Annotated in this window: 22 protein-coding genes and 1 tRNA gene; 17 read left to right on the forward strand and 6 right to left on the reverse strand. The window is 39.4% G+C overall.

Annotation, left to right across the window (positions count from 1 at the left end):
• Positions 1–55: 55 nt before the first annotated feature.
• From porX to M3O96_RS14825, 3 genes are read left to right on the forward strand one after another with little or no spacing between them, the layout of a single operon-like run.
• Positions 56–1615, forward strand: a complete 1560-nt coding sequence (gene porX, locus M3O96_RS14815) for a T9SS response regulator signal transducer PorX (RefSeq protein ID WP_249721799.1) — start codon at positions 56–58, stop codon at positions 1613–1615.
• Positions 1616–1621: 6 nt separating this feature from the next.
• A complete protein-coding gene (tsaE, locus tag M3O96_RS14820) occupies positions 1622–2065 on the forward strand; it encodes a tRNA (adenosine(37)-N6)-threonylcarbamoyltransferase complex ATPase subunit type 1 TsaE (protein ID WP_249721802.1) in 444 nt (147 codons plus the stop codon).
• The gene (locus M3O96_RS14825; protein ID WP_249721804.1) at positions 2046–3260 is read left to right on the forward strand and encodes an alanine dehydrogenase; all 1215 of its coding nucleotides are present in this window, start codon (positions 2046–2048) and stop codon (positions 3258–3260) included. The genes tsaE and M3O96_RS14825 overlap by 20 nt, the downstream gene beginning before the upstream one ends.
• Before the next feature lie 3 nt (positions 3261–3263).
• Here M3O96_RS14825 and M3O96_RS14830 read toward each other — a convergent pair whose 3' ends face one another.
• Positions 3264–3728, reverse strand: a complete 465-nt coding sequence (locus M3O96_RS14830; RefSeq protein ID WP_249721806.1) for a response regulator — start codon at positions 3726–3728, stop codon at positions 3264–3266.
• Between the two features lie 209 nt (positions 3729–3937).
• Here M3O96_RS14830 and M3O96_RS14835 point away from each other — a divergent pair, with 209 nt between their 5' ends.
• The 4 genes from M3O96_RS14835 (at position 3938) to M3O96_RS14850 (ending at position 8195) form a co-directional block, all read left to right on the forward strand.
• A complete protein-coding gene (locus M3O96_RS14835) occupies positions 3938–4327 on the forward strand; it encodes a hypothetical protein (RefSeq protein ID WP_249721808.1) in 390 nt (129 codons plus the stop codon).
• Complete coding sequence (locus M3O96_RS14840; protein ID WP_249721810.1) at positions 4324–6438, forward strand: sensor histidine kinase; 2115 nt, start codon at positions 4324–4326, stop codon at positions 6436–6438. Before M3O96_RS14835 ends, M3O96_RS14840 begins: the two co-directional genes overlap by 4 nt.
• On the forward strand, positions 6431–7522 hold the full coding sequence (locus M3O96_RS14845) for a hybrid sensor histidine kinase/response regulator (RefSeq protein ID WP_249721812.1): 1092 nt from the start codon (positions 6431–6433) through the stop codon (positions 7520–7522). The genes M3O96_RS14840 and M3O96_RS14845 overlap by 8 nt, the downstream gene beginning before the upstream one ends.
• A gap of 133 nt (positions 7523–7655) precedes the next feature.
• Positions 7656–8195: an inorganic diphosphatase gene (locus tag M3O96_RS14850; RefSeq protein WP_249721815.1), complete on the forward strand. Its 540-nt coding sequence runs from the start codon at positions 7656–7658 to the stop codon at positions 8193–8195.
• Between the two features lie 60 nt (positions 8196–8255).
• Here M3O96_RS14850 and M3O96_RS14855 read toward each other — a convergent pair whose 3' ends face one another.
• Together M3O96_RS14855 and M3O96_RS14860 are read right to left on the reverse strand one after the other, a co-directional pair.
• Positions 8256–8717, reverse strand: a complete 462-nt coding sequence (locus M3O96_RS14855; RefSeq protein ID WP_249721817.1) for a hypothetical protein — start codon at positions 8715–8717, stop codon at positions 8256–8258.
• Entirely contained in the window at positions 8714–9307 is a 594-nt protein-coding gene (locus M3O96_RS14860; RefSeq protein ID WP_249721819.1) for an acyl carrier protein phosphodiesterase, read from the reverse strand. The genes M3O96_RS14855 and M3O96_RS14860 overlap by 4 nt, the downstream gene beginning before the upstream one ends.
• Positions 9308–9378: 71 nt before the next feature.
• Between M3O96_RS14860 and M3O96_RS14865 the strand changes: the two genes are divergently transcribed.
• Positions 9379–11301, forward strand: a complete 1923-nt coding sequence (locus tag M3O96_RS14865) for an AAA domain-containing protein (protein ID WP_249721821.1) — start codon at positions 9379–9381, stop codon at positions 11299–11301.
• Position 11302: 1 nt separating this feature from the next.
• Here M3O96_RS14865 and M3O96_RS14870 read toward each other — a convergent pair whose 3' ends face one another.
• A complete protein-coding gene (locus tag M3O96_RS14870) occupies positions 11303–11848 on the reverse strand; it encodes a DUF4924 family protein (RefSeq protein ID WP_249721824.1) in 546 nt (181 codons plus the stop codon).
• Positions 11849–11939: 91 nt separating this feature from the next.
• On the opposite strand from M3O96_RS14870, the gene M3O96_RS14875 reads away from it, so the two are divergent.
• The 9 genes from M3O96_RS14875 to M3O96_RS14915 all read left to right on the forward strand — a co-directional run bounded on the left by M3O96_RS14875 (position 11940) and on the right by M3O96_RS14915 (position 18251).
• Complete coding sequence (locus tag M3O96_RS14875) at positions 11940–12164, forward strand: DUF433 domain-containing protein (protein ID WP_249721826.1); 225 nt, start codon at positions 11940–11942, stop codon at positions 12162–12164.
• A 26-nt stretch (positions 12165–12190) separates the two neighbouring features.
• The gene (locus M3O96_RS14880; protein ID WP_249721827.1) at positions 12191–12523 is read left to right on the forward strand and encodes a DUF5615 family PIN-like protein; all 333 of its coding nucleotides are present in this window, start codon (positions 12191–12193) and stop codon (positions 12521–12523) included.
• Positions 12524–12589: 66 nt separating this feature from the next.
• On the forward strand, positions 12590–14383 hold the full coding sequence (gene lepA / locus M3O96_RS14885; protein ID WP_249721828.1) for a translation elongation factor 4: 1794 nt from the start codon (positions 12590–12592) through the stop codon (positions 14381–14383).
• A 164-nt stretch (positions 14384–14547) separates the two neighbouring features.
• Positions 14548–14841, forward strand: coding sequence for a four helix bundle protein (locus M3O96_RS14890; RefSeq protein WP_249721893.1), 294 nt, complete (start codon positions 14548–14550; stop codon positions 14839–14841).
• Between the two features lie 58 nt (positions 14842–14899).
• The gene (locus M3O96_RS14895) at positions 14900–15781 is read left to right on the forward strand and encodes a bifunctional 5,10-methylenetetrahydrofolate dehydrogenase/5,10-methenyltetrahydrofolate cyclohydrolase (RefSeq protein ID WP_249721829.1); all 882 of its coding nucleotides are present in this window, start codon (positions 14900–14902) and stop codon (positions 15779–15781) included.
• Positions 15782–15893: 112 nt separating this feature from the next.
• Positions 15894–15977 (forward strand) — tRNA-Leu (locus M3O96_RS14900).
• Positions 15978–16099: 122 nt separating this feature from the next.
• Complete coding sequence (locus tag M3O96_RS14905) at positions 16100–16297, forward strand: hypothetical protein (protein ID WP_249721830.1); 198 nt, start codon at positions 16100–16102, stop codon at positions 16295–16297.
• A 16-nt stretch (positions 16298–16313) separates the two neighbouring features.
• Positions 16314–17657, forward strand: a complete 1344-nt coding sequence (locus M3O96_RS14910; RefSeq protein WP_249721831.1) for a hypothetical protein — start codon at positions 16314–16316, stop codon at positions 17655–17657.
• A 48-nt stretch (positions 17658–17705) separates the two neighbouring features.
• On the forward strand, positions 17706–18251 hold the full coding sequence (locus M3O96_RS14915; RefSeq protein ID WP_249721833.1) for a DsrE family protein: 546 nt from the start codon (positions 17706–17708) through the stop codon (positions 18249–18251).
• Here the strand turns inward: M3O96_RS14915 and rnhB are convergent.
• A complete protein-coding gene (rnhB, locus tag M3O96_RS14920; RefSeq protein WP_249721836.1) occupies positions 18248–18847 on the reverse strand; it encodes a ribonuclease HII in 600 nt (199 codons plus the stop codon). The two genes, M3O96_RS14915 and rnhB, sit on opposite strands and share 4 nt — an antisense overlap.
• Positions 18822–21494, reverse strand: coding sequence for an MGH1-like glycoside hydrolase domain-containing protein (locus tag M3O96_RS14925; protein WP_249721894.1), 2673 nt, complete (start codon positions 21492–21494; stop codon positions 18822–18824). The genes rnhB and M3O96_RS14925 overlap by 26 nt, the downstream gene beginning before the upstream one ends.
• Positions 21495–21681 lie beyond the last annotated feature (187 nt).

The following is a 21681-nucleotide window of genomic DNA, read 5'->3' on the forward strand; positions in this document are numbered from 1 at the left end:
ACATTTGATAGGTCTCAAAAGTAATTATAAATTTAAAAGAAGTAAACCAAATATTATGCAAAGGTTCAAAATCCTGTGGGCGGACGACGAGATAGATCTATTGAAACCCCATATTTTATTTTTAGAGCAAAGAGGCTATGAAATCGCTACTGTCAACAGTGGTGTTGATGCCATAGAAATGGTCGAGAAGTTCAATTATGATGTGATTTTTTTGGATGAAATGATGCCGGGAATGACCGGGCTGGAAACTTTGCAGCAGATTAAAATGCTCAAACCACAGGTTCCTGTCGTGATGATCACCAAAAGTGAGGAAGAGCATATCATGGATGATGCCATCGGGGGAAAAATCGCAGACTACCTGATCAAGCCCATCAACCCAAACCAAATTCTGCTTTCAGTTAAAAAAATCTTGCAAAATAAGCAGCTGATCACCGAAAAAACCAACTTGTCCTACAGGCAGGATTTTATGAATATAAGTATGGCCTGCGGTGATGCTTCCACCCATCAGGAATGGACGGATATTTACAAACGTCTCACTTATTGGGAAATGGAAATTGATGTAACTGAGAATAAAAGCATGCAGGATGTCCTTGACACCCAAAAAACAGAGGCAAATGCCTCCTTTGCAAAATTCATCAAAAACAATTACATCGACTGGATCAATGATCCAAAGTCTGAAAAACCTATCCTTTCTAACAGGTTAATGGTAGAGAAGGTTTTTCCCCATGTAATACAGGGAAAACCTCTGTTTTTTGTTGTTATTGATAACCTCAGGCTTGATCAATGGGAAGTGATCAAGCCATTGATCTCTGAATATTTTAACACTACTGAAGAAAGCACCTATTACAGTATTTTGCCTACGACTACAGCTTTTTCCAGAAATGCGTTATTTAGTGGCATGATGCCCTCTGAAATGGCTAGATTTCATCCCGAACTCTGGGAAGGGGAAGAAACAGATGAAGGAAAAAATAACCATGAGGAAGATTTTTTGTCTGAAAACCTTCACCGTAATAAAATGAATATCAAATTCAGCTATAATAAAATCCTTCAAGTGTATCAAGGAAAAGCTATTTTGGATCATTTTCATCAGCTATTAAACAATGACCTGAATGTTTTGGTCTACAATTTTGTGGACATGATGTCACATGCCAGAACGGATATCAAAATGGTGAGGGAACTTGCCCCTGATGAGTCGGCCTACAGGTCTTTGACCAAAAGCTGGTTTGAGCATTCTACCTTATTTGACTTATTTAAGAAAATACATGGAGCAAAAGCGGATGTGATTATCACCACTGACCATGGTACAAAAAGGGTCAACAGGCCTTATAAAATCATAGGTGACAAAAATGTAACAACCAATCTTAGGTACAAACAAGGTAAAAATCTGAATTTCGAAAGTGGGAAGGTATTTGAAATTGCCCGACCTGAAGATGCCAAACTTCCAAGGATCAATGTTTCTACGAGCTATGTTTTTACGGTGGAAGATTATTTCTTTGCATATCCAAACAATTACAATTATTATGTAAATTACTACAAAGATACTTTCCAGCATGGGGGTGTATCTCTTGAAGAAATGATAGTTCCATTTATCCGACTCGTACCAAAGAATATTTAATTAAATTTGGAAAAGCATTATTGTTCCGGTATTGAAGAAATTCATACAGCCGCCCTTAAAATTATAGAGTTTGGCAGTTTTGACAGAATCTGGATTTTCAAGGGGGAACTAGGAGCCGGTAAAACTACTCTTATCAAGGAAATAGCACAAATACTCGGAGTGAAAGACAGGGTGAACAGTCCTACTTTTTCACTGGTCAATGAATATCAAAGCACAAGCGGAGACATTTTTTACCACTTCGATTTTTATAGAATCGAAGATCCTCAGGAGGTTTTGGAAATAGGTCTTGATGACTACCTGTACAGTGGTAGGCTTTGTTGGATAGAGTGGGCTGAAAAAATCGCAGAATACATCCCTTCTGACTTCATCCATGTCCAAATTGAAGTGGATAGTTTGGAAGGAAGGGTGATTACCTTAAACAGGATTATTAATGGGGAAGCAAATGGTTGAAATACGGGAAGAAGTTGGGATTTATCCCCAAGAAGCAGTAGCGAAAATTAAGCAATCTCAAAATTCATTACTCATTGGCGTGCCGATGGAAACGGCTGCCCAAGAGAAAAGGGTGGTTTTGACCCCTGATGCTGTTGCGCTCTTGGTCAATAATGGTCTTCAGGTATTGGTAGAAACCAATGCAGGTAAAGAATCAAAATTTACGGACAAAGAGTACTCCGATGCGGGTGCCAAAGTTGTTTATTCTGCCAAGGAAGCATTCGATGCAGAGGTTATTATCAAAGTAGAACCTCCCACAGAAGAAGAAATTAATTTCATGAGATCAGGTTCGTGTTTGATTTCTGCACTCCAATTGGGAAAGCAAAATGCTGATTACATACATGCCTTAAATAAAAAAAGAATTACTGCGGTCTCTTACGAAAACCTTGAGGATAAGGTAGGAGGTATGCCGGTAGTCCGGGCCATGAGTGAAATTGCGGGTAGTACAGTGATGCTCATTGCAGCCGAGTACCTAAGCAGTGTCAACAATGGGAAAGGATTGATTATGGGAGGCATTACGGGAGTTCCGCCTACTCAGGTGGTTATAGTCGGTGCCGGAACAGTAGCTGAATATGCAGCAAGGACGGCTTTGGGATTGGGAGCGAGTATCAAGGTTTTTGACAATCACATCTATAAGCTCCGAAGAATCAAGCACTTACTTGGTCAGCAAGTATTTACTTCCACAATAGATAATTATACTTTAGGAAATGCAATCAAAGAAGCAGATGTAGTCATCGGTGCCCTGAGAGCCGAAAAAGGCCGGAACAAAATAGTGGTTAGTGAGGAAATGGTGGCGGCGATGATGGAAGGTAGCGTTATCATAGATGTGTCTATCGATCAGGGAGGCTGTATCGAAACTTCAGAAATGACCTTCCACGATGCCCCTACATTTGTCAAATACGGAGTAATACATTATTGCGTACCCAATATCGCATCCAGGGTGTCAAGAACTGCTTCTTGTGCGCTGAGCAATATTTTTACACCCATTTTGCTTCATATGGCTGATCTGGGAGGGGCAGAAGAAATGATTTTTAATTATAAGTGGTTTATGAAAGGAGTTTACACCTATAGAGGAAGCTTAACAAATGCTTACTTAGCAAGGAAATTTTCCATGACACACAAGGAGTTGTTATTGCTCCTTGCTGCACGGTACTAAAAATTATTTTTGCTGAATCATCACCTCAAGATTTTTGTTAGTCTCAACAAGATCTTCCATAAGCTTTTTGTTTTCTTTTCTTAGCGAAAATACCTCAAAGGCATTTTTGATGACCGTCCGCATGTAATCTTCTTCCCAAGGTTTGGTCAGGTAGTGGTAAACCTGGCTTTTATTGATGGCATCAATGACTGCTTGTATATCAGTGTAACCTGTCAAGAGGATCCGAATAGGTTCAGGATGGTCAGGAATAACAGAAGCCAAAAAATCCACCCCGGTTTCGTCAGGCATCCTTTGGTCAGTAATTATAATGTCCACTTCATTGGATTCTAATAATTCTCTACCTTCTTGGGCCGAAAGCGCAAGGTGGATTTTGTAATCTCTTCTAAATGTAGCTTTGAATGCCTGAAGGTTGTTTTCTTCATCATCTACATAGAGTATCCTGATTTTATCGCTGGGTGATTCGGGCATTTAATATTTACTTGTGGTGAAACTTTAGGTACAAGTTTAAGTATATATTCAACTTAATGTTAATTTTAATCAAAAAAATTTTTTCCTTTTAAGGAATTGTCCAAATGTCGGTATAAAATTCCTTTTTTATAATTTTTTTTACACTTCTATTATGATTATTGGTTGATTCACATAACTTTACTGCTGATACCCACCCTTACTGCCTCTACATGAGATTGGCTTCAATGCTTGATTTACACCTTCAGAATGAAATTTTATTTATGAGTTTGCATTTTCCTTCTTTTTGGATTTTGTTAATGAGGTTATCTTGGATTTGGAATGGGACACAAACTGGTCTGTTAATGTTTTTAAAATCAATATCGTCTTCCATCGCTTTTATAAAATTCATGAAACCATTAAAGTTTATTTTTAAGTATTACCGACTTTTCATAAGGAGGGCCGAAAAGATTGATTCTGCCTGGTTTGTTTCTTTTTTGGAAGATGATAAATGGAATTATTTTAGCCCTAATAATCAATGGACTAATAAGGAATTAACACCTGGACATACAATCAGCTTTGGAAGTGATTTAAAACTACCAATTCCAAACTTGAATTTATGATCGTTTTCCTCGTTAATATATTACTACTTTTGAGCAATCCGCTTCTTCAATTGGATAATACTCCCGGTATGGTGGATGTTTCCAATTTTGAATTTTTGATGGATCCAAATGGTGATTATAACATCTCAGAAGTGATTTCCAATACAAACTTTTTTCCGATCTACTCCAAAAACCCTAACTTCGGTTTGGGAGAAGAGACAGTGTGGTTAAGGTTTGAATTTGAATCACTTGGCAAACAGAATGAGAAAAAGTACCTCGTGATCAATAATCCAAATATAGATGAAGTTTATTATTATTTGGTCAGGGACGGGGAAGTGAAAATAAATCAGGTAAGTGGCAGAATTCATGATTTCTATGATCGGATCATTCCTTCACGGAAAGTAATTTTTGACCTTGAAATAGAAGAGGGCGTGTCTGATGAAATTTACCTAAAAATAAGGAGTAGTGGCAAGAGGATGGTTTCAGCAAGTATAGCAGATGTGCAGACCCTCAATGACCTGCTTAATTTTGAGAATATCATTTTTGGAATATTTACAGGAGTATTCTTTGGCCTGTTTTTTTACAATCTATTTCTTTATTTCTCTCTCAATGACAATACTTACCTCATTTATGTGTCGTATATCTTACTCGTTTGGGTAGGGCAGTCAGCCATTTTGGGTTTTGCACAAGAATGGCTTTGGCCAAATTGGGTTTGGATGAATTTGAGGTCAAATGTGCTTTTCTCAGTTACTGGGAGTATATGTGCGATTTGGTTTGTCCAGTCTTTTCTTAAAACAAAGAAATACCTACCCAAATTGGATAAGGGGCTGTCGATAATTTATGGAGTTTATGGGTTGATTTTGATCGGTAATATTTTGGGCTTATTGGCTATTTCTTATGCTGTATTTTTGGTCACGCAAGCGATTGTAATTCCATATGTATTTTTAATGTCAATTTTCATCCTAAAAAGTGGATTTAAGCCGGCAAGGTTTTTCTTGATAGCTTGGTCCGTTTTTATGGTAGGTATATACCTCTATGTACTTACTCAGATGGGGTTGATTCCCTTTTCTCAGCCTTATTTTTATTTGATGCCATTTGGAGCCACCTTGGGGGTGATTCTTTTGTCATTTGCCTTGGCTGATAGGATCAATGACCAAAAAAAGGAAAATGATATTGAGCAAATTAAAAAACTCAAATTATTGGAAGAACATGAGAGCCGGATAATTGAGCAAAATGAATTTCTGGAGGAAAAAGTAAAGCAAAGGACAGAAGAGCTCGAACATACCCTCCACAATCTCCAAAATACCCAGACCCAGTTGGTCAACCAAGAAAAAATGGCTTCATTGGGACAATTGACAGCAGGAATAGCGCACGAAATCAATAATCCGATCAACTTTGTAAGCTCAAACATTTCTCCACTGAAGAGAGATATCAACGATTTGCTGGAGATAGTGAATGCTTACAGGGAGAAAGGAAAGCTTGAGTTCACAGATTCCGCCAAAAAAGATCTTCAGCAAATCGAAGAAGACATAGAGTTTGATTATATTCTGAAGGAGATAGATCAGTTGTTGAGGGGAATGGAAGAAGGAGCAAAAAGAACAGTGGAGATTGTCAAAGGATTAAGGCTGTTTTCTAGGGTCGATGAACAAGATGTCAAAAGAGTTGATATCCATGACGGCATCAACAGTACTTTGATTTTGCTCAATAGCTCGATGGCAGGGAAAATCCAAGTCTACAAGGAATTTGGAAATATCCCGATCATTGAATGCTTGCCCGGGAAACTCAATCAGGTTTTTATGAATATCATCACCAATGCCATTCATGCCTTATTGGATAATCTGGATAAAATTTCAGAACCAAAGATTACGATTAGAACAATTCACACCGGAGAAAAAATCAGAATAGAAATAGAAGACAATGGGTTTGGCATGCCGGCTAAAGTTAAACAGCGGATTTTTGAACCCTTTTTTACAACCAAAGCAGTAGGAAAAGGTACAGGTCTGGGCCTTTCAATTGTCTACACCATCATCGAAAACCACAAAGGGACACTTGAAGTTCGTACGGAGCAAGGCAAAGGAACCAATTTTATCATTACCCTTCCAACTTATCAAAATACCGAGCAGAATGACTGACAAGATTATAGTACTCTATATTGATGACGAAGACAATAACCTGAACTCCTTCAAGGCAAGTTTGAGGAAAGAATATAGGGTCATTACAGCCATTGATGCATTTGAAGGTCTGAAAATCGCAGAGAAAGAGGAACTACACGTGGTGATCGCCGATCAGAGAATGCCGGGATTGGATGGGGTGGAGTTTTTTGAAAGGTTGATGAAAATCAATCCTGATCCTGTCAGGATCCTTCTTACAGGGTATTCTGATATCGCCGATGTCATCGATGCCATAAATAGGGGGCAGGTATACAAGTTTATAGACAAGCCTTGGAATATTGAGCAGATAAGAAATGCTATCAAAACTGCCGGTGACATTTATTTTGCGAGGAAGGAGCTAAAAGATAAAAATGAGCGTCTGCAGAAAATTCATTCTGAGATGAACCAGTTTGTGTATTCGCTTTCCCATGAGTTGAGAGGGCCGCTGATGAGCATCTCAGGTGTGTCCAAGCTTGCAAAAATGGAAGCAAAAGATCCTTCCGTCTTGGAATATTTCGATCTGATAGATACTGCGACAGATAAGCTTGATGAATTTATTTACAAAATGCTGGATTTCTACAGGTCGACAAAAATTGAAAATAAAGTCAGCGAAATTGATTTTGACGAAGTCGTGACACAGCAATTAGAAATCTACAGGCAAAAATGGGATATGGAAGGAATTGCGATCAATATCAACATCAACCAAAACTCAACATTTAATTCTGATGATTCCAAAATCCGTGTGATTTTAAACAACCTATTTCATAATGCAGTAGTATTTCAAAAAGAAAACAGTTTAGGAAAATTTATCAATGTTGATATCAATGTGGCGGACAATATTGCCACCATTATTTTGGAGGATAATGGAGTCGGAATCGAGGATAAGTTGATTGATGATGTATTCAACCTGTTCCAAAGAGCTACTCAAAAAAATGTAGGTTCAGGACTTGGGTTATATATGGTCAAGGAATCGGCTATTCAGATGGGAGGTAAGGTCAAATTGGAATCAACTGTAGACATCGGGACAAAAGTGACAGTGACATTACCAAGTTTGATTCTAGACTAAACATTGAAAATAGATCAATTTTTTTTTTAAAGAAGAGTATAAGTCTGGGTTGGGTTAATTTTGTTTGAATTAAACGCGATTTTCCTGTTTCTTTGGTTTTTATTTCATTTTCCACACAATAAAGTTTTTAGATATGATCAATCCTTGGCATGATGTCAACATAGGTAAAGATGCGCCAGAATTTGTAATGGGCGTAATAGAAATCCCCAAAGGCAGTAAAGGTAAATATGAGCTGGATAAAGTAACCGGAATGCTTTTGTTGGACAGGGTTTTGTTTTCTGCTGTCCATTATCCTGCAAATTATGGTTTCATTCCACAGACTTTCTGTGATGATAAAGATCCCTTGGATATCCTCATTATTTCCCAGATAGATATTCCTTCCATGACTTTGGTCAAAGCAAAAGTGATTGGTGTCATGAGGATGGTGGATGGTGGAGAAGCTGATGACAAAATCATTGCTGTAGCTTCTGAAGACCAGTCTGTCAATTATATCAATGATATCGATGAACTTCCTCCCCACTTGATGAAGGAGGTACACAGGTTTTTTGAGGATTACAAAAAATTAGAAAATAAGGAAGTTAAGGTGGAGGATTTTTTGGGTAAAGAGGAAGCTTTCAAAATTATACATGAAAGCATTGCCCTTTATGATTTGAATTTTAGAACCAAAAGATAATAAAATGCCCGGGTGTCAAATCCGGGCTTTTTTAATTTTTTTAAATAGCCAAATAAAATATTACGATTTTTTCCGCTCAGCTATTTTTTTCTTAGGGAGTTTTTTGTGTAGGTATTTCGAAAACTCATCGTAATTGAGATGTTCATGGTTACTGATGGTAAATGAGCTTTTGTCTTCAAACACGATTGTAAGTTGCTTAAATTCTTTTTTATTGGTGATGACCGATTCTTCTTCCCAAACCAAAACCTGGGCAAGGGTATAAGTTTTTTCTTTGCCTTGAAGCGGAATTTTTGTGATGATTTTGTCATTTCCGATAGAAATGAATTTATAAGCAGCCATCATTTTGACCAAAAGCAAGACAATTACCAAGGTAAGAATGACCGTTGCAATCAGATAAATGGCAAGTGCAAATGTCCTTTTGGTAGCAAAATGGTTGAGAATATATATCAAGCCAGAAATCTGGACAATTACAATCAGTCCCAGCGCAAAAAGAGTACTTGATTTTGGTCTGCTTTGGATCATGTCTCACGTAATTCTTTGAGCGTTTTCTTGGAGTGTGCCACAATATCTTCAAAGAAATCACCAAAATGAACTTTCAGGTATTCATGGTGCTGGTCCAAGAAAACATGGGCAGTTTCCATCTTGGAATTGAATTTGGCTCTTTTGGCCATTCCTGTCATGGCTCTTCTGATGCCGTCAAGTTCTCCGTATCCTGCTAGCCAATTGTAATACTTCATATAGCCGAAAGTCTGCAAAAATTTCTCTGGCAAAGAATCCGCGTATTCATCAATGGTGGTATAAACCTCCTCAGCAAATTGGTCCAAGGGCACATGGTGGTAGTTTTTCCAATACCTACCCAAAAAATAATCAAAATACATATCCGTGATTACCATGGAATATCTCCCATATTCGGGTCTCAATATCGCTTGGGCTTCTTTTACCACAGGATGTGAATCGGTAAATTTATCTATACTCCAATGAAGTTTGATGCCGACAACAATGTCCTTGTCATAGGTGTTCTCAATATCTCCACGGACAAAATCTCCGATAAAGTTTCCGACAAGGACTTTGGGATCCCCGAAGGACAAATAAGCATGGGCTAGAAAATTCACGTAATTATGTTTAGACTGTTTGGATTGAGAGATAGATTATAAGTTATTTTCAGTTTTAAATGTAATAATAGATGAGAAATATTCAGGAAGAATTAAAAAATTCTTTAAAACTTTTGAAACAGGAATGGGAAGAAGACTTGATTCAGTACAAGAAAAAGTTTTTGTACACTTCAATTTCAGATAAAAAGGAAGAAGGGGTTTGTTGGTATCCTGTCCAATTAAAGAGATCTAAAATCGGTTTTGGGGAAAGGCTGATAATTGAACTGGAAAGATTTGACATGGGCACACCTCATGTTTTCCAATCAGGAAAGTCTGTTTCGATTTTTTCAAACCAGGCCCAATTTCAAAATCAACGAATCAATGGTGTGATCAATCAGGTGAAAAAAGACATAATGATAGTGACTTTACAAGCTGAAGATGTACCTGAATGGATGCATCAAGGTAAATTGGGTGTGGATTTACTTTTTGATGAGGCGAGCTACCGGGAAATGGAATCAGCTTTGAAGGCCGTTATCAAATCGGAAAAAGGAAGATTGGGAGAATTAAAAGAAGTTTTATTAGGGGAGAAAGTTCCAGATCTGAATCCAATTGTTTCAAAAAAAGTAGACCAACTTAATTCCAGCCAAAACGAAGCATTAAACATAGTCAGCGCCTCCAAAGATGTTGCCATTATCCATGGACCTCCAGGGACTGGAAAGACCACTACGCTTGTCGCATCAATAGTCCAGGCGCTAGAAGGACACAAACAGGTATTGGTTTGTGCGCCTAGCAATTCCGCTGTGGATTATTTGGTGGAAAAATTATTGGAACTCAACGTTAAAACCCTTCGCATAGGTCATCCTGCAAGGGTGGAGGATCACATCCTGTCTCAAACTTTAGATGCCAAAATTGCCCTACACGATAGCTATAAAGATTTGAAGCGGCTCAAAAAGTCAGCGGATGATTATAGAAAGCTTGGCCAAAAACATAAACGGACTTTTGGACCAGAGGAAAGGATGCAACGGCGGCGGATGTTTGATGAAGCCAACCGCTGTAAGGATGAAGCAGAAAGTCTCCAGGATTATATTATGTATGATATTTTTCAAGATACCCAAGTGGTTGCTTGTACGCTTGTCGGAGCGGCCAACTCGGCTCTAAAGGGGATGAGTTTCCCGATTGTATTTATAGATGAAGCTGCACAGGGATTAGAGGCAGCTACTTGGATTCCGATCCAAAAAGCGGCAAAGGTCGTGATGGCAGGTGACCATTGTCAGCTGCCACCTACGATCAAATCTTACGAAGCTGCCAAAAATGGATTAAGCGAAACACTATTTGAAAAAGTGATCAAAAGAAAACCCGAAGCTTCCAAAATGCTTTCCCTTCAATATAGAATGCCACAACTGATCATGGGTTTTTCGAGCAAGTACTTTTATCATAGCGGATTGAGGGCCGCCGAAAATACACTCCAACATTTTCTTACTCCCGATGAACCGGTTTTAGAATTTATTGATACAGCAGGGAGTGGATTTACAGAACAACAAGAGGAAGAGTCACTCAGTACTTTCAATCTGGAGGAAGCTAGATTTTCATTACGATACCTAGAAAATCTCCTCAAAAGAACCGGAATCGCAGAAATCAAAACCAAACAATGGAATATCGGACTCATCGCACCCTATCGCGCCCAGGTCAGAAGGTTTAATGAACTGGTATTTGAATCCTATGAATTCCCAAACCTGCGCTCTTTCTCTGAACTGTTGACCATCGACTCGATTGATGGATTTCAAGGACAGGAGCGGGATATTATCGTCATCAGCCTTGTCAGGTCCAATGCAAAAGGAGAAATCGGTTTCTTGGCGGATACAAGAAGAATGAACGTGGCGCTGACCCGAGCAAAAAGAAAATTGATAGTTGTAGGGGACAGCGCGACGCTGAGCATCCATCCATTTTACAACTCATTCTTTGATTACATTGATGCGAATGGTTGCTATAAAAGTGTTTATGAATACTTGGATTAAATCAGTTTTGTCTTGTTTTAAATTGTTCTTGGTTGAAATATACCCAGTTCAAATAGCTGAGCAAATCACCAAAAGTATCCGTAGCTTCCAGTATCTCGGTAGGAACTTCCCTACTTCTCAGCCTTGCCAATAGCTGTCCGTAAATGGCATTCAAGGCAATTTGGATCTCATGTTTCGGGGCATTTTCTCCGGCTTCGAGGAAGAGACGGATGAAATGAGGTTTTGCTTTTTGAAACAGATCAAAGTAATCCTTGTCGGTTTTGAGTAAAGACCAATGAATGGCGGCGAGTTTGTCTACCAATTCTTGGGTTTGGGGTAGATGGCCGGTTTCTTCCACTTTGGCATTTTTCATATCGAATGCCATATCGCTAAACCAAACCGCCGCCTCTGTTTTTTCTCCTTCCGAAATAGGGTAGTGGGAGATCACATATTGCCGGATATCCTCCATGTTGAAATTATAGACCCGCAATAAATCCTCCATTTGGTACATATAAATGATGTATTCAGGAATATTTTGGGCTTTTTTCTTTTCTGCAACTGCTCTCATTTTTCAAGTGTTAATTGATGTTGCAAAGAAAATAAGAAAGGTTGGTTTTTTACAATAAATGAGAAAGTGCGTACATTTAAGAAAAATCGTTATGCTAGACTATAGGGAATTCATCACCATCGAACCTGGGAAAAGAAGCGGGAAACCCTGTATAAGGGGATTGAGGATCACCGTGTATGATATTTTGGAATACTTAGCTTCAGGCATGTCTATCGAAGAAATTTTGGATGATTTTCCTGAATTGACTAGGGAAGATGTTATGGCAAGTTTGGCATACGCCGCAGATGCCGAAAAGAAAATTCATATTTCAGGTTAGATTCATTCCTTCTTTTTGACCAAAAAATGAAAATTCTAATTGATGAAAATCTAAGCTGGCGAATAAAAAAGCCGTTAATTCAGTTTTTTACTGAGATCACCCATATTTCTGATTTTAAGAAACTGACTGAATCCGATCAGCAAATCTGGGATTGGTCTCGAAAATCGAATTATTCCATCCTTACAAAAGATTCAGATTTTTATTTTTTGAGTGTGCTAAATGGATGTCCACCTAAAGTAATCCGATTAAAATTTGGTAACATGTCTATCCAAGTTATTATTCAAAAAATAATTTCAAACATAGAATTGATTCAAGAGTTTTTAAAACAAGATGAAGACTGTTACCTCGAGATAAATTGATTTTCTTTTGGATAGTTTATTTCTATACCAATTTTACCCACAATTTTATCTATTTTTGCGCCCTGAATGGATATGCAAAGAATTAGGAATTTCTGTATTATTGCCCACATTGACCATGGGAAAAGTACATTGGCAGACCGTCTCCTGCAGTTTACCAATACGGTGAGCGACAGAGAGATGCAGGATCAGTTGTTGGACAACATGGACCTCGAGCGAGAGCGCGGGATTACCATCAAGTCCCATGCGATCCAGATGAAGTATAATTACAAAGGTGAGGAATACACCCTCAACCTGATCGATACCCCGGGACACGTGGATTTTTCTTACGAAGTATCGAGGTCAATTGCTGCCTGTGAAGGAGCGCTTTTGATTGTGGATGCCTCGCAGGGCATTGAAGCCCAGACTATTTCCAATCTCTACTTGGCGATCGGTCATGACCTCGAAATCATCCCGGTGCTGAATAAAATTGACCTTCCGGGAGCAGATCCAGAAGTGGTGGCAGATGAAGTCATAGAGCTCATTGGATGTGACAGGGAAGATATTGTGTTGGCTTCAGGAAAAGAAGGGATTGGAATAGAAGACATCCTCAATGCAGTGATTGAAAAAATCCCTGCTCCAAAGGGGAATATCGATTCACCGCTTCAGGCCATGATTTTTGATTCGGTCTATAATTCCTTTAGAGGAGTTGAGGTTATCTTTAGGATTTTTAATGGTACGATCAACAAGGGCGATAAAATCAAATTTGTCAATACAGGCAAAGAGTATTTTGCCGATGAAATAGGAATTTTGGGGATCAATCAGATTCCGCAACAAACCATGTATGCGGGAAATGTGGGTTACCTGATATCCGGTATCAAAGTAGCCAAGGAGGTAAAAGTGGGCGACACGATCACCCATGTAAAGAATCCTTGTTCTGAATCTATCAAAGGCTTTGAAAATGTGAAGCCAATGGTTTTTGCTGGGATTTATCCTGTCGAAACTACCGAATTTGAGGAATTGAGAGCTTCTATGGAGAAGCTCCAACTCAATGATGCTTCTTTGGTCTGGGAACCGGAGACTTCTGCAGCTTTGGGTTTTGGATTCCGTTGTGGGTTCTTGGGAATGCTTCACATGGAGATCATTCAGGAGCGCTTGGAGCGTGAGTTTGACATGACAGTCATCACAACCGTGCCGTCTGTTCAGTTCAAAGCCCTGATGAACAACAACGAATACAAGCTGATCAATGCACCTTCTGACATGCCGGATCCGACGCTTTTCAAGCATATCGAGGAACCTTATGTCAAAGCCATCATCATTACGGCGGCGGAGTTTGTCGGTCCGGTGATCCAATTGTGTATGGACAAAAGAGGATTGATCAAAAACCAGGTTTACCTGACTTCCGACCGTGTTGAACTTTCTTTTGACATGCCTTTGGCTGAGATTGTTTTTGATTTCTTTGACAGGCTCAAAACCATATCTAGAGGATATGCTTCGCTCGATTATGAAATGATCGGATTCAAGCAGTCCCAAATGGTGAGATTGGATGTGATGCTTAACGGTGAAATTGTTGATGCCTTATCTGCCATCGTTCATAGAGACAAGGCATACGAATGGGGGAGAAGGCTTTGCGAAAAACTTCGCGAATTGGTGCCGAGACAGATGTTTGAGATTGCAATTCAGGCTGCCATAGGTGCCAAAATTATTGCAAGGGAGACTGTGAAAGCGATGCGTAAAAACGTTTTGGCCAAGTGTTATGGAGGTGATATTTCGCGTAAGCGTAAGCTTCTCGAAAAACAGAAAAAAGGAAAGAAACGTATGAGGCAAGTCGGAAACGTCGAAATCCCTCAGGAAGCGTTTATGGCGGTACTGAAGCTTGATTAACTATTGAGTATTTACGAATTACGATTTACGGGGTTGAATTGGAATTCATTGGTGATTTGTTATCGTTGAGTTTTTTTTAAAAAATTGACTAAATAATTTAGGATGACAATGAAGCTCGAAATGAAACAGAGGACAAAGCAATTTGCCATTGACGTTTGGAGATTATGTTCCAATTGCCTCATTCGAGAGAATATAACAGTTTTGTTAATCAATTAATCAGGTGTTCAAGTTCGGGTGCTGCTAATTATCGGGCGGTTAGTAGAGCAAAGTCAAAGGCGGATTTTATTAATAAATTGAAAATTGTAGAGGAGGAATGGGATGAAAGTCAATTTTTTCTTGAAGTAATTGAAGAAATTAATTCCAATCAGGAATTAACAACTGAGATTAAACGGTTGATAAAAGAAGCCGATGAGATTGTAGCAATAATAGTGGCAAGTCTAAAAACTTCAAGGTCATAATTTTACTTTAAAATTTCTCAAAGGCCTCGTAAATCCAAAATCGTAATTCGTAAAATCAATGATTGTAATTGATGGTAAAAAAACTTCCGAGGAGATAAAGGCAGAAATTGCCCAAAGGGTGGCAGAAATAAAGAATGAGGGTGGAAAAATCCCCCATTTGGCAGGCATTCTCGTGGGCAGTGACGGTGCCAGCCAAACTTATGTGGGAGCCAAAGTCAAATCCTGCGAGCAGGTTGGGTTTCAATCTACCTTAGTAAGACTGGATGAAAATGTCTCCGAAGAAGAGTTGCTTCAAGTCGTGGAGGACATCAACCAAAATCCTGATATTGATGGTTTGATTGTGCAGCTGCCTTTACCTAAGCATATTTCTGTGGAGAAAGTAACCGACAAAATCAAGCCTGAAAAAGACGTGGATGGTTTTACTCCTTCCAATGTCGGCAGGATGGCTTTGGGATGGCCGGCTTATGTAGCAGCTACTCCTTATGGTATCGTGGAGCTTTTGAAAAGGTATAAAATTGAAACTGCCGGAAAACACTGCGTTGTCATTGGTAGAAGTCATATCGTAGGTTCGCCGATGAGTATCCTGATGGCTAGAAATGAATATCCGGGAAACTGCACTGTAACCCTCACCCATAGCAGAACCAAGAACTTGCCCGAAATCGCCAAGACGGCGGATATTCTGATCGTAGCTTTAGGAAAACCTGAATTTGTCACTGCCGAAATGGTCAAGGAAGGCGCAGTGGTGATCGATGTTGGCATCCATAGAGTCGAAGACAATTCAAAAAAGTCAGGATTTAAGTTGATCGGTGATGTCAAATACGCTGAAGTTGCCCAAAAAGCATCTGCTATTACTCCTGTTCCTGGTGGAGTTGGGCCGATGACCATTGCATCTCTGCTTTACAATACTCTATTGGCAGCCGAAAAGAAAATCTATCATTAATTTCAATTTGAAGGTAATTGGTGTTTTAAATTTTAGCCAAAAACCCTTTAAAAGTTAAATTAACCCTTGCAGGGAATAGCAAACCTTTCTACTTTTGCAGACCTCAAAAAACGCGCACGTGGTGAAATTGGTAGACACGCCACTTTGAGGGGGTGGTGCCTTTACGGGTGTGGAAGTTCGAATCTTCTCGTGCGCACATGGCCTCGGATTTTTTCCGGGGCTTTTTTCATTTTGATCTTCGTTTCGATTTAATTTTAGAAGATAACCTTGTTTTTATTTTTTGAATTTATTCTTTTTTTGAAAAGAAAATCCTTTTCTATGAAAATTCTCCAAACGGCGATTCTTCTGATGGAAGCTCCAATTTCAGCGAAGAAATCAGCGCTTCTAAATATCCTGCCTATAGAGGCTATCAAGCGCGTGTCCCCCTTTTTGTACCAAGGCCCCAAGGAAAAACTGAAGAAAGTCCAGCGCCTAGTTCTTGATTCAAAAATTTACCTAAAAACAATTTTGTTTTGAAACCGTAAATTCCAATATGTCAGAAAAAATTACCACGTTTTTTAGGATTCAGTTTTTTTTGCTTTTGTTTTCGTCAATGGCATTTGGGCAGGATTATATTATTCCTCCAAACAGTTCACCATGGCCTGGGATTAATATTGGCGTGGTTCCCTCTCAAGATTTTGTACTTTCTTACGCTTTGGATGCCAATTTAGGCCTCCTTACACTTTCCATTAAGGATGGGGAATTCAATAACAGGCATTTTGAGCAATATAGCATCGGTAGGGGTTTCAATAATGTCCATCATGAGGTAGAAGGCGACATAGTTTACCTGTTAATCACAAATAGCAGTAATTTTAAATTTTTAACAAAAATAAATACACAAAACGGTGAAGTTGAGTTTTTTCCTTTTTCAGTAAGCCTTGGAACAATAGGCCGATTCAAGATTTTTGGAAATTCGATTTTGGTAGTAGAATCGCTAAATACAGGGGATTTTGTCCAACTGTATGATTACAGAACTGGCGTACTGATTTCTTTATCGGAATTGTATTATCCTAAAACCCGGATTTGGGATGTACAGATTAAGGATGGGATTTTTGACATCCTAGTTCATAAAAAAGGTGACTTCAGAAACCAATCCCTTAAAATGGTTGGATTTAATGCTGCAGGCTCAAAGTTGTACGAGACGGAGATTTTACCCCCGGGAACAAAAAAACTTATTTTCAAGTCGGCAAAGTTGATTCCATCCGGTGATACAGGTTATAGAATAGCGGGCACCTATGCCAAGAAACAAGGGGAGCAGTTTTCGGGATATTACCATGTTGGGATCAATGACTTTTTGGAGCAACGTACAACAATGCATCCGATGCGATCTTTGGAAGGTTTTTTTGATTATAAGAAAAATCCACGTCTAAGAAAAAACGCCAAAAATCTCCGAAGAGACATGCAGGTATACCAGACATATTCGAGTAGGGAGTTTGTCGCATTGGCTGCAAGTTCACCTGAAGTTTCAAGGAAGTTTGTCCATTTTATCGTGCTTGACAAAAATGGATCACATATTTATGATACTTCAGTGAAGGTTTTTTATGATTTTGGAGGGGCTTTTGACAACAGCACACTGGCCTTGAATGATAAGGACCTGTACTTCCTATTCGAAGGAAACCCAAAAATCAACGTTTTGCCGGGTTACAAATTTTATCAGGTAAAAGATGGCCAACTCACAGGGTTACTAAAGGCTCAAGATTATCTGCAAGTGAAGCCAAATGATTCTGAATGGGTTGAGATCAAATATTACCATTGGAAGGAGAATAAGTTTATCGTATCGGGAATCGAAACTATCAATGGTCAATCCAAGCACGTGATCCGAAAAATAGAAGTTTGAGGGGGATTGCTTTTTGCTTATTTTTTCAGAATAAACGACCCCACCATCATGTTCCGATCTGCAAAAACCTTTCTTACCACCTTAATCCTGACTTTCATTTCAATATCCGCATTTTGCCAAACACCACAATTTCCGATTGTAAAAGGTTTTGGTGGAATATATGAAATTCCCGAAGCGACAGAAAGACCTGATCCCACAGCAGAGTATAAAATCATTATTGACCTTGTTTCAGCTGCAGACGATCCAAAGCAAATCAACAGGATGGTAGACAATATCGCCCGCATGGTCAATCTACATGGAATAGCCGGAGTCCCAAAAGATAACATCAAAGTGAAAGTTGCAGTCCATGGAAGTGCTATTTTCAGCATCCTTAATGATGAGGAATATCAAAAAATTAATGGTGTAAAAAATCCAAATTTGCCGGTTTTTGAGGCTTTGAAGGATGCGGGAGTTGAATTCTATATCTGTGGTCAATCGCTGATTGCGAGGAACATGAAGACAACCGATATGTGGGAAGGGACAGAAATCGCCCTGTCCATGCTCACCACCCTTACCACCTACGTTCCTCAGGGATACATGTTGATACGATTTTAAAGATCCAAGACCAATTGCTCAGGCAAATGTCTGAAGAATTTTCTATGCAATGGGGTCAAGCCCATTTTCAAAATTCCCTCGCGGTGTACTCTCGTGGGGTAACCCACATTTGTTTCCCATCCATATCCGGGATATTCTTGGGAGTATTGTTCCATCATTTCATCACGGTAAACTTTCGCAAGTATAGAAGCTGCCGCAATGCTTGCAAATTTGCCGTCCCCTTGGATGATGCAGGTATAGGGAATGTCAAGGTTGGATTTAAACCTGTTGCCATCAATTAATAAATGATGAGGCTTGGTATTCAGCCGCTCCACAGCCCTGCTCATCGCCAAAAAGGAAGCATGAAGGATATTTATTGTGTCAATTTCCTCTACACTTGCTTCGGCAACTGCCCAGGCTAGGGCTGCGGATTTAATTTCCGACACCAAGGTTTGACGATTCGATTTTGTCAGTTTTTTCGAATCATTGACCAATTCATTTGCAAAATCGCAAGGCAAAATTACTGCTGCGGCCACTACTGGCCCACAGAGACACCCTCTGCCTACTTCATCGCAACCTGCTTCAAGTCTATCAGATTCTAAAAAAGGAATCAGCATTTTCCGTCCTTTGTATTTCAGGTTTATAATATTTATAGATCATCTCAGCGACCAATCCTGTCCATCCGGTTTGATGTGAAGCCCCAATCCCGCTTCCATTGTCCCCGTGAAAATACTCGTAGAATAATATATAGTCTTTAAAATGAGGATCTTCCTGCATCTTTTTATACTTACCATAGACAGGTCTATTGCCGTCTTTATCTTTCAAAAAGATCTTGATACAGCGCAAAGAAAGTTCTTTTGCAATCAGGCCCATCGTGACATAATTTCCAGAACCGGTAGGGTATTCAATGGAAAATTCACCCCCATAGTAGTAATCGAATTTTCGTAGTGATTCAATGATTAAGTGATTTATGGGAAACCAAATTGGTCCCCTCCAATTGGAATTCCCTCCAAACATCAGCGAGTCAGATTCTCCCGGCGTGTACCTGACTGTAAGTTGGTCTCCATTTAACCTGACACTATAAGGCTTTTTTAAATGAAACTTTGACAAAGACCGAACACCATAATCGCTCAAAAATTCATTTGGATCCAGCATTTTGTTTAAAATACTCTTCATCCTGTGTCCTCTGAGTAGGGCAAAAAGCCTTCTTTTTTCGAAACCCGGTTGAATCCAGCTGGATATCAGTGAGGCAAGCTTTGGTTTTTCCTTCAAGAAAAAGTCGAGCCTTTCTTTGAATTCCGGCAAGCTGTCAAACATGTCGACGCGGATAGATTCCACCGCAAACAAGGGAATGATGCCCACGATTGATTTTACCTTCATGACTTTCGGCTCTTTTCCGGGTAGGTGGAAAATGTCGAAAAAGAAATTTTCCTCTTCATTCCATAGACTGATATTGTCTTCCGAAATGTGGTTCATAGCCCCTGCAATGTGTAGGAAATGCTCCAAAAACTTCATGGCAGTGAATTGATAAGTCTTATTGAATTCACAGAGATCCAATGAAATCCGCATCATATTCAGGGCAAACATGGCCATCCAAGAGGTGGCATCTGCCTGTTCCAATTTTCCTTTGTAATGATGGGCGTGCGACCTGTCTATGACAGAAATATTATCCAATCCAAGAAATCCCCCTTCGAAAATATTCTTTCCGTCACTGTCTTTTTGATTGACCCACCATGTAAAGTTGATCATGAGTTTGTGAAATGCCCTTTCCAAAAACTCTTGGTCTCCTTTTCCATCCCTCGTCTTTTTATCTATCTGATAAACCCTTTGGACTGCATAGGCATGGACAGGCGGATTGACATCGCTGAAATTCCACTCGTAGGCAGGAATCTGCCCATTGGGGTGCATGTAGGATTCATTCAAAAACAATAATAACTGCCCTTTGGCAAAATCAGGATCAATCCTCGAAATAGGGATGCAATGAAATGCAGAATCCCAGACGGCATACCATGGATATTCCCATTTGTCGGGCATGGAAATAATATCTTGGTTATATAAGTGTCTCCACCCGCTGTTTCTCCCCTTTTTTCTTTCCTTCGGGGGTACATACCTTCCGGAGTCACCATCTAGCCATCGCTCTACACTGTAATAGTAGAATTGCTTACTCCACATCATACCTGCGTAAGCCTGCCGTTGGATCATCTTCATGTCATCATCTTTGACACGGTGTTGGATATCAGCATAGAACTCATCGGCATCCTTTTTTCTTTCTTTCAGGATTTCGTTACATTCGTCTATGACAGAGGATGATTTTTGATGCATCATCCTAAACTTCACGACAGTTGACTCCCCCGCAGGAATGGTTAATTTATATATGGCCGCCGCCTTGGTTCCAAATCCGTGTGGATTGAGATATTGGGAATACCTGTTGACTACATAGTCATTGATGGCATCTTTGAGGTATTTCCTGTCATTTGATATATTGTAGAGCCGCTCTCTATTGGTCTCATTATCACAAAATCTAATCTCTGGTTCCCCATCCAAGCTGATGAAATAGTTGCCATTGTTAGGGGAAAATACCTTGACCGTATTTTCTTCTTCTAGAGATAATTTTGGCATAAATGGCTCGTGTCCAGTATGCCATGTTTTTCTAAACCAAAAAGTAGGCATTACCCATATTTCAGCATCTTCTTTGCCCCTATTGTGGATCGTAGCATACCCTGAAATATCTTCAGCGTCCTTTTTGGCATATTCTATAAAAATGTCAAAGTAGGCATCATCGTCAAAAATCCCTGTATCTATCAATTCAAATTCAGGATCATTTTTTGATCTCTTTTTATTTTCCTCTTTGATCAGGGAATAAGGAAATTCATTTTGGGGATACTTGTACAGCATTTTCATATAGCTGTGGGTAGGAGTGGAATCAAGGTAATAATAGAGCTCCTTGACGTCTTCTCCGTGGTTTCCCTGTGGTCCTGTCAGTCCAAATAGACGTTCTTTAATTATTGGATCTTTTCCGTTCCAAAAAGCCCAGGCGATGCAAAAATTTTGCTTGTCATCGGATATTCCTGCAATACCCTCTTCACCCCATCGATATGCCTTGCTTCGGGCTTCATCGTGGGTGACATTGTCCCAAGCAGCACCATTTGGGCTGTAATCTTCCCTTACTGTACCCCACTGCCTTTCTGTCAGATAAGGGCCCCATTTTTTCCAATCCTTTTTACCTTGTCGGTCTTCTTCAAGCCGTAATTTCTCAGTATTCATGTATGCCATTCCAAATTGCAAAAATCGAATTTACCAATTTTTAGGATTTGTGCTTCTGAAAAAAACGTCAAAGTGGATTATATGTAAAAAACTTTTTTAATGTTGTCGTTTTAAATGACACTTTATCAGTGAATTACATAGCGGAATTATATTTTTTTGGGTAGAAAAAATACCTGATTCAAGAAAA

Source organism: Aquiflexum sp. TKW24L (assembly GCF_023502205.1).
Taxonomy (GTDB): domain Bacteria; phylum Bacteroidota; class Bacteroidia; order Cytophagales; family Cyclobacteriaceae; genus Cognataquiflexum.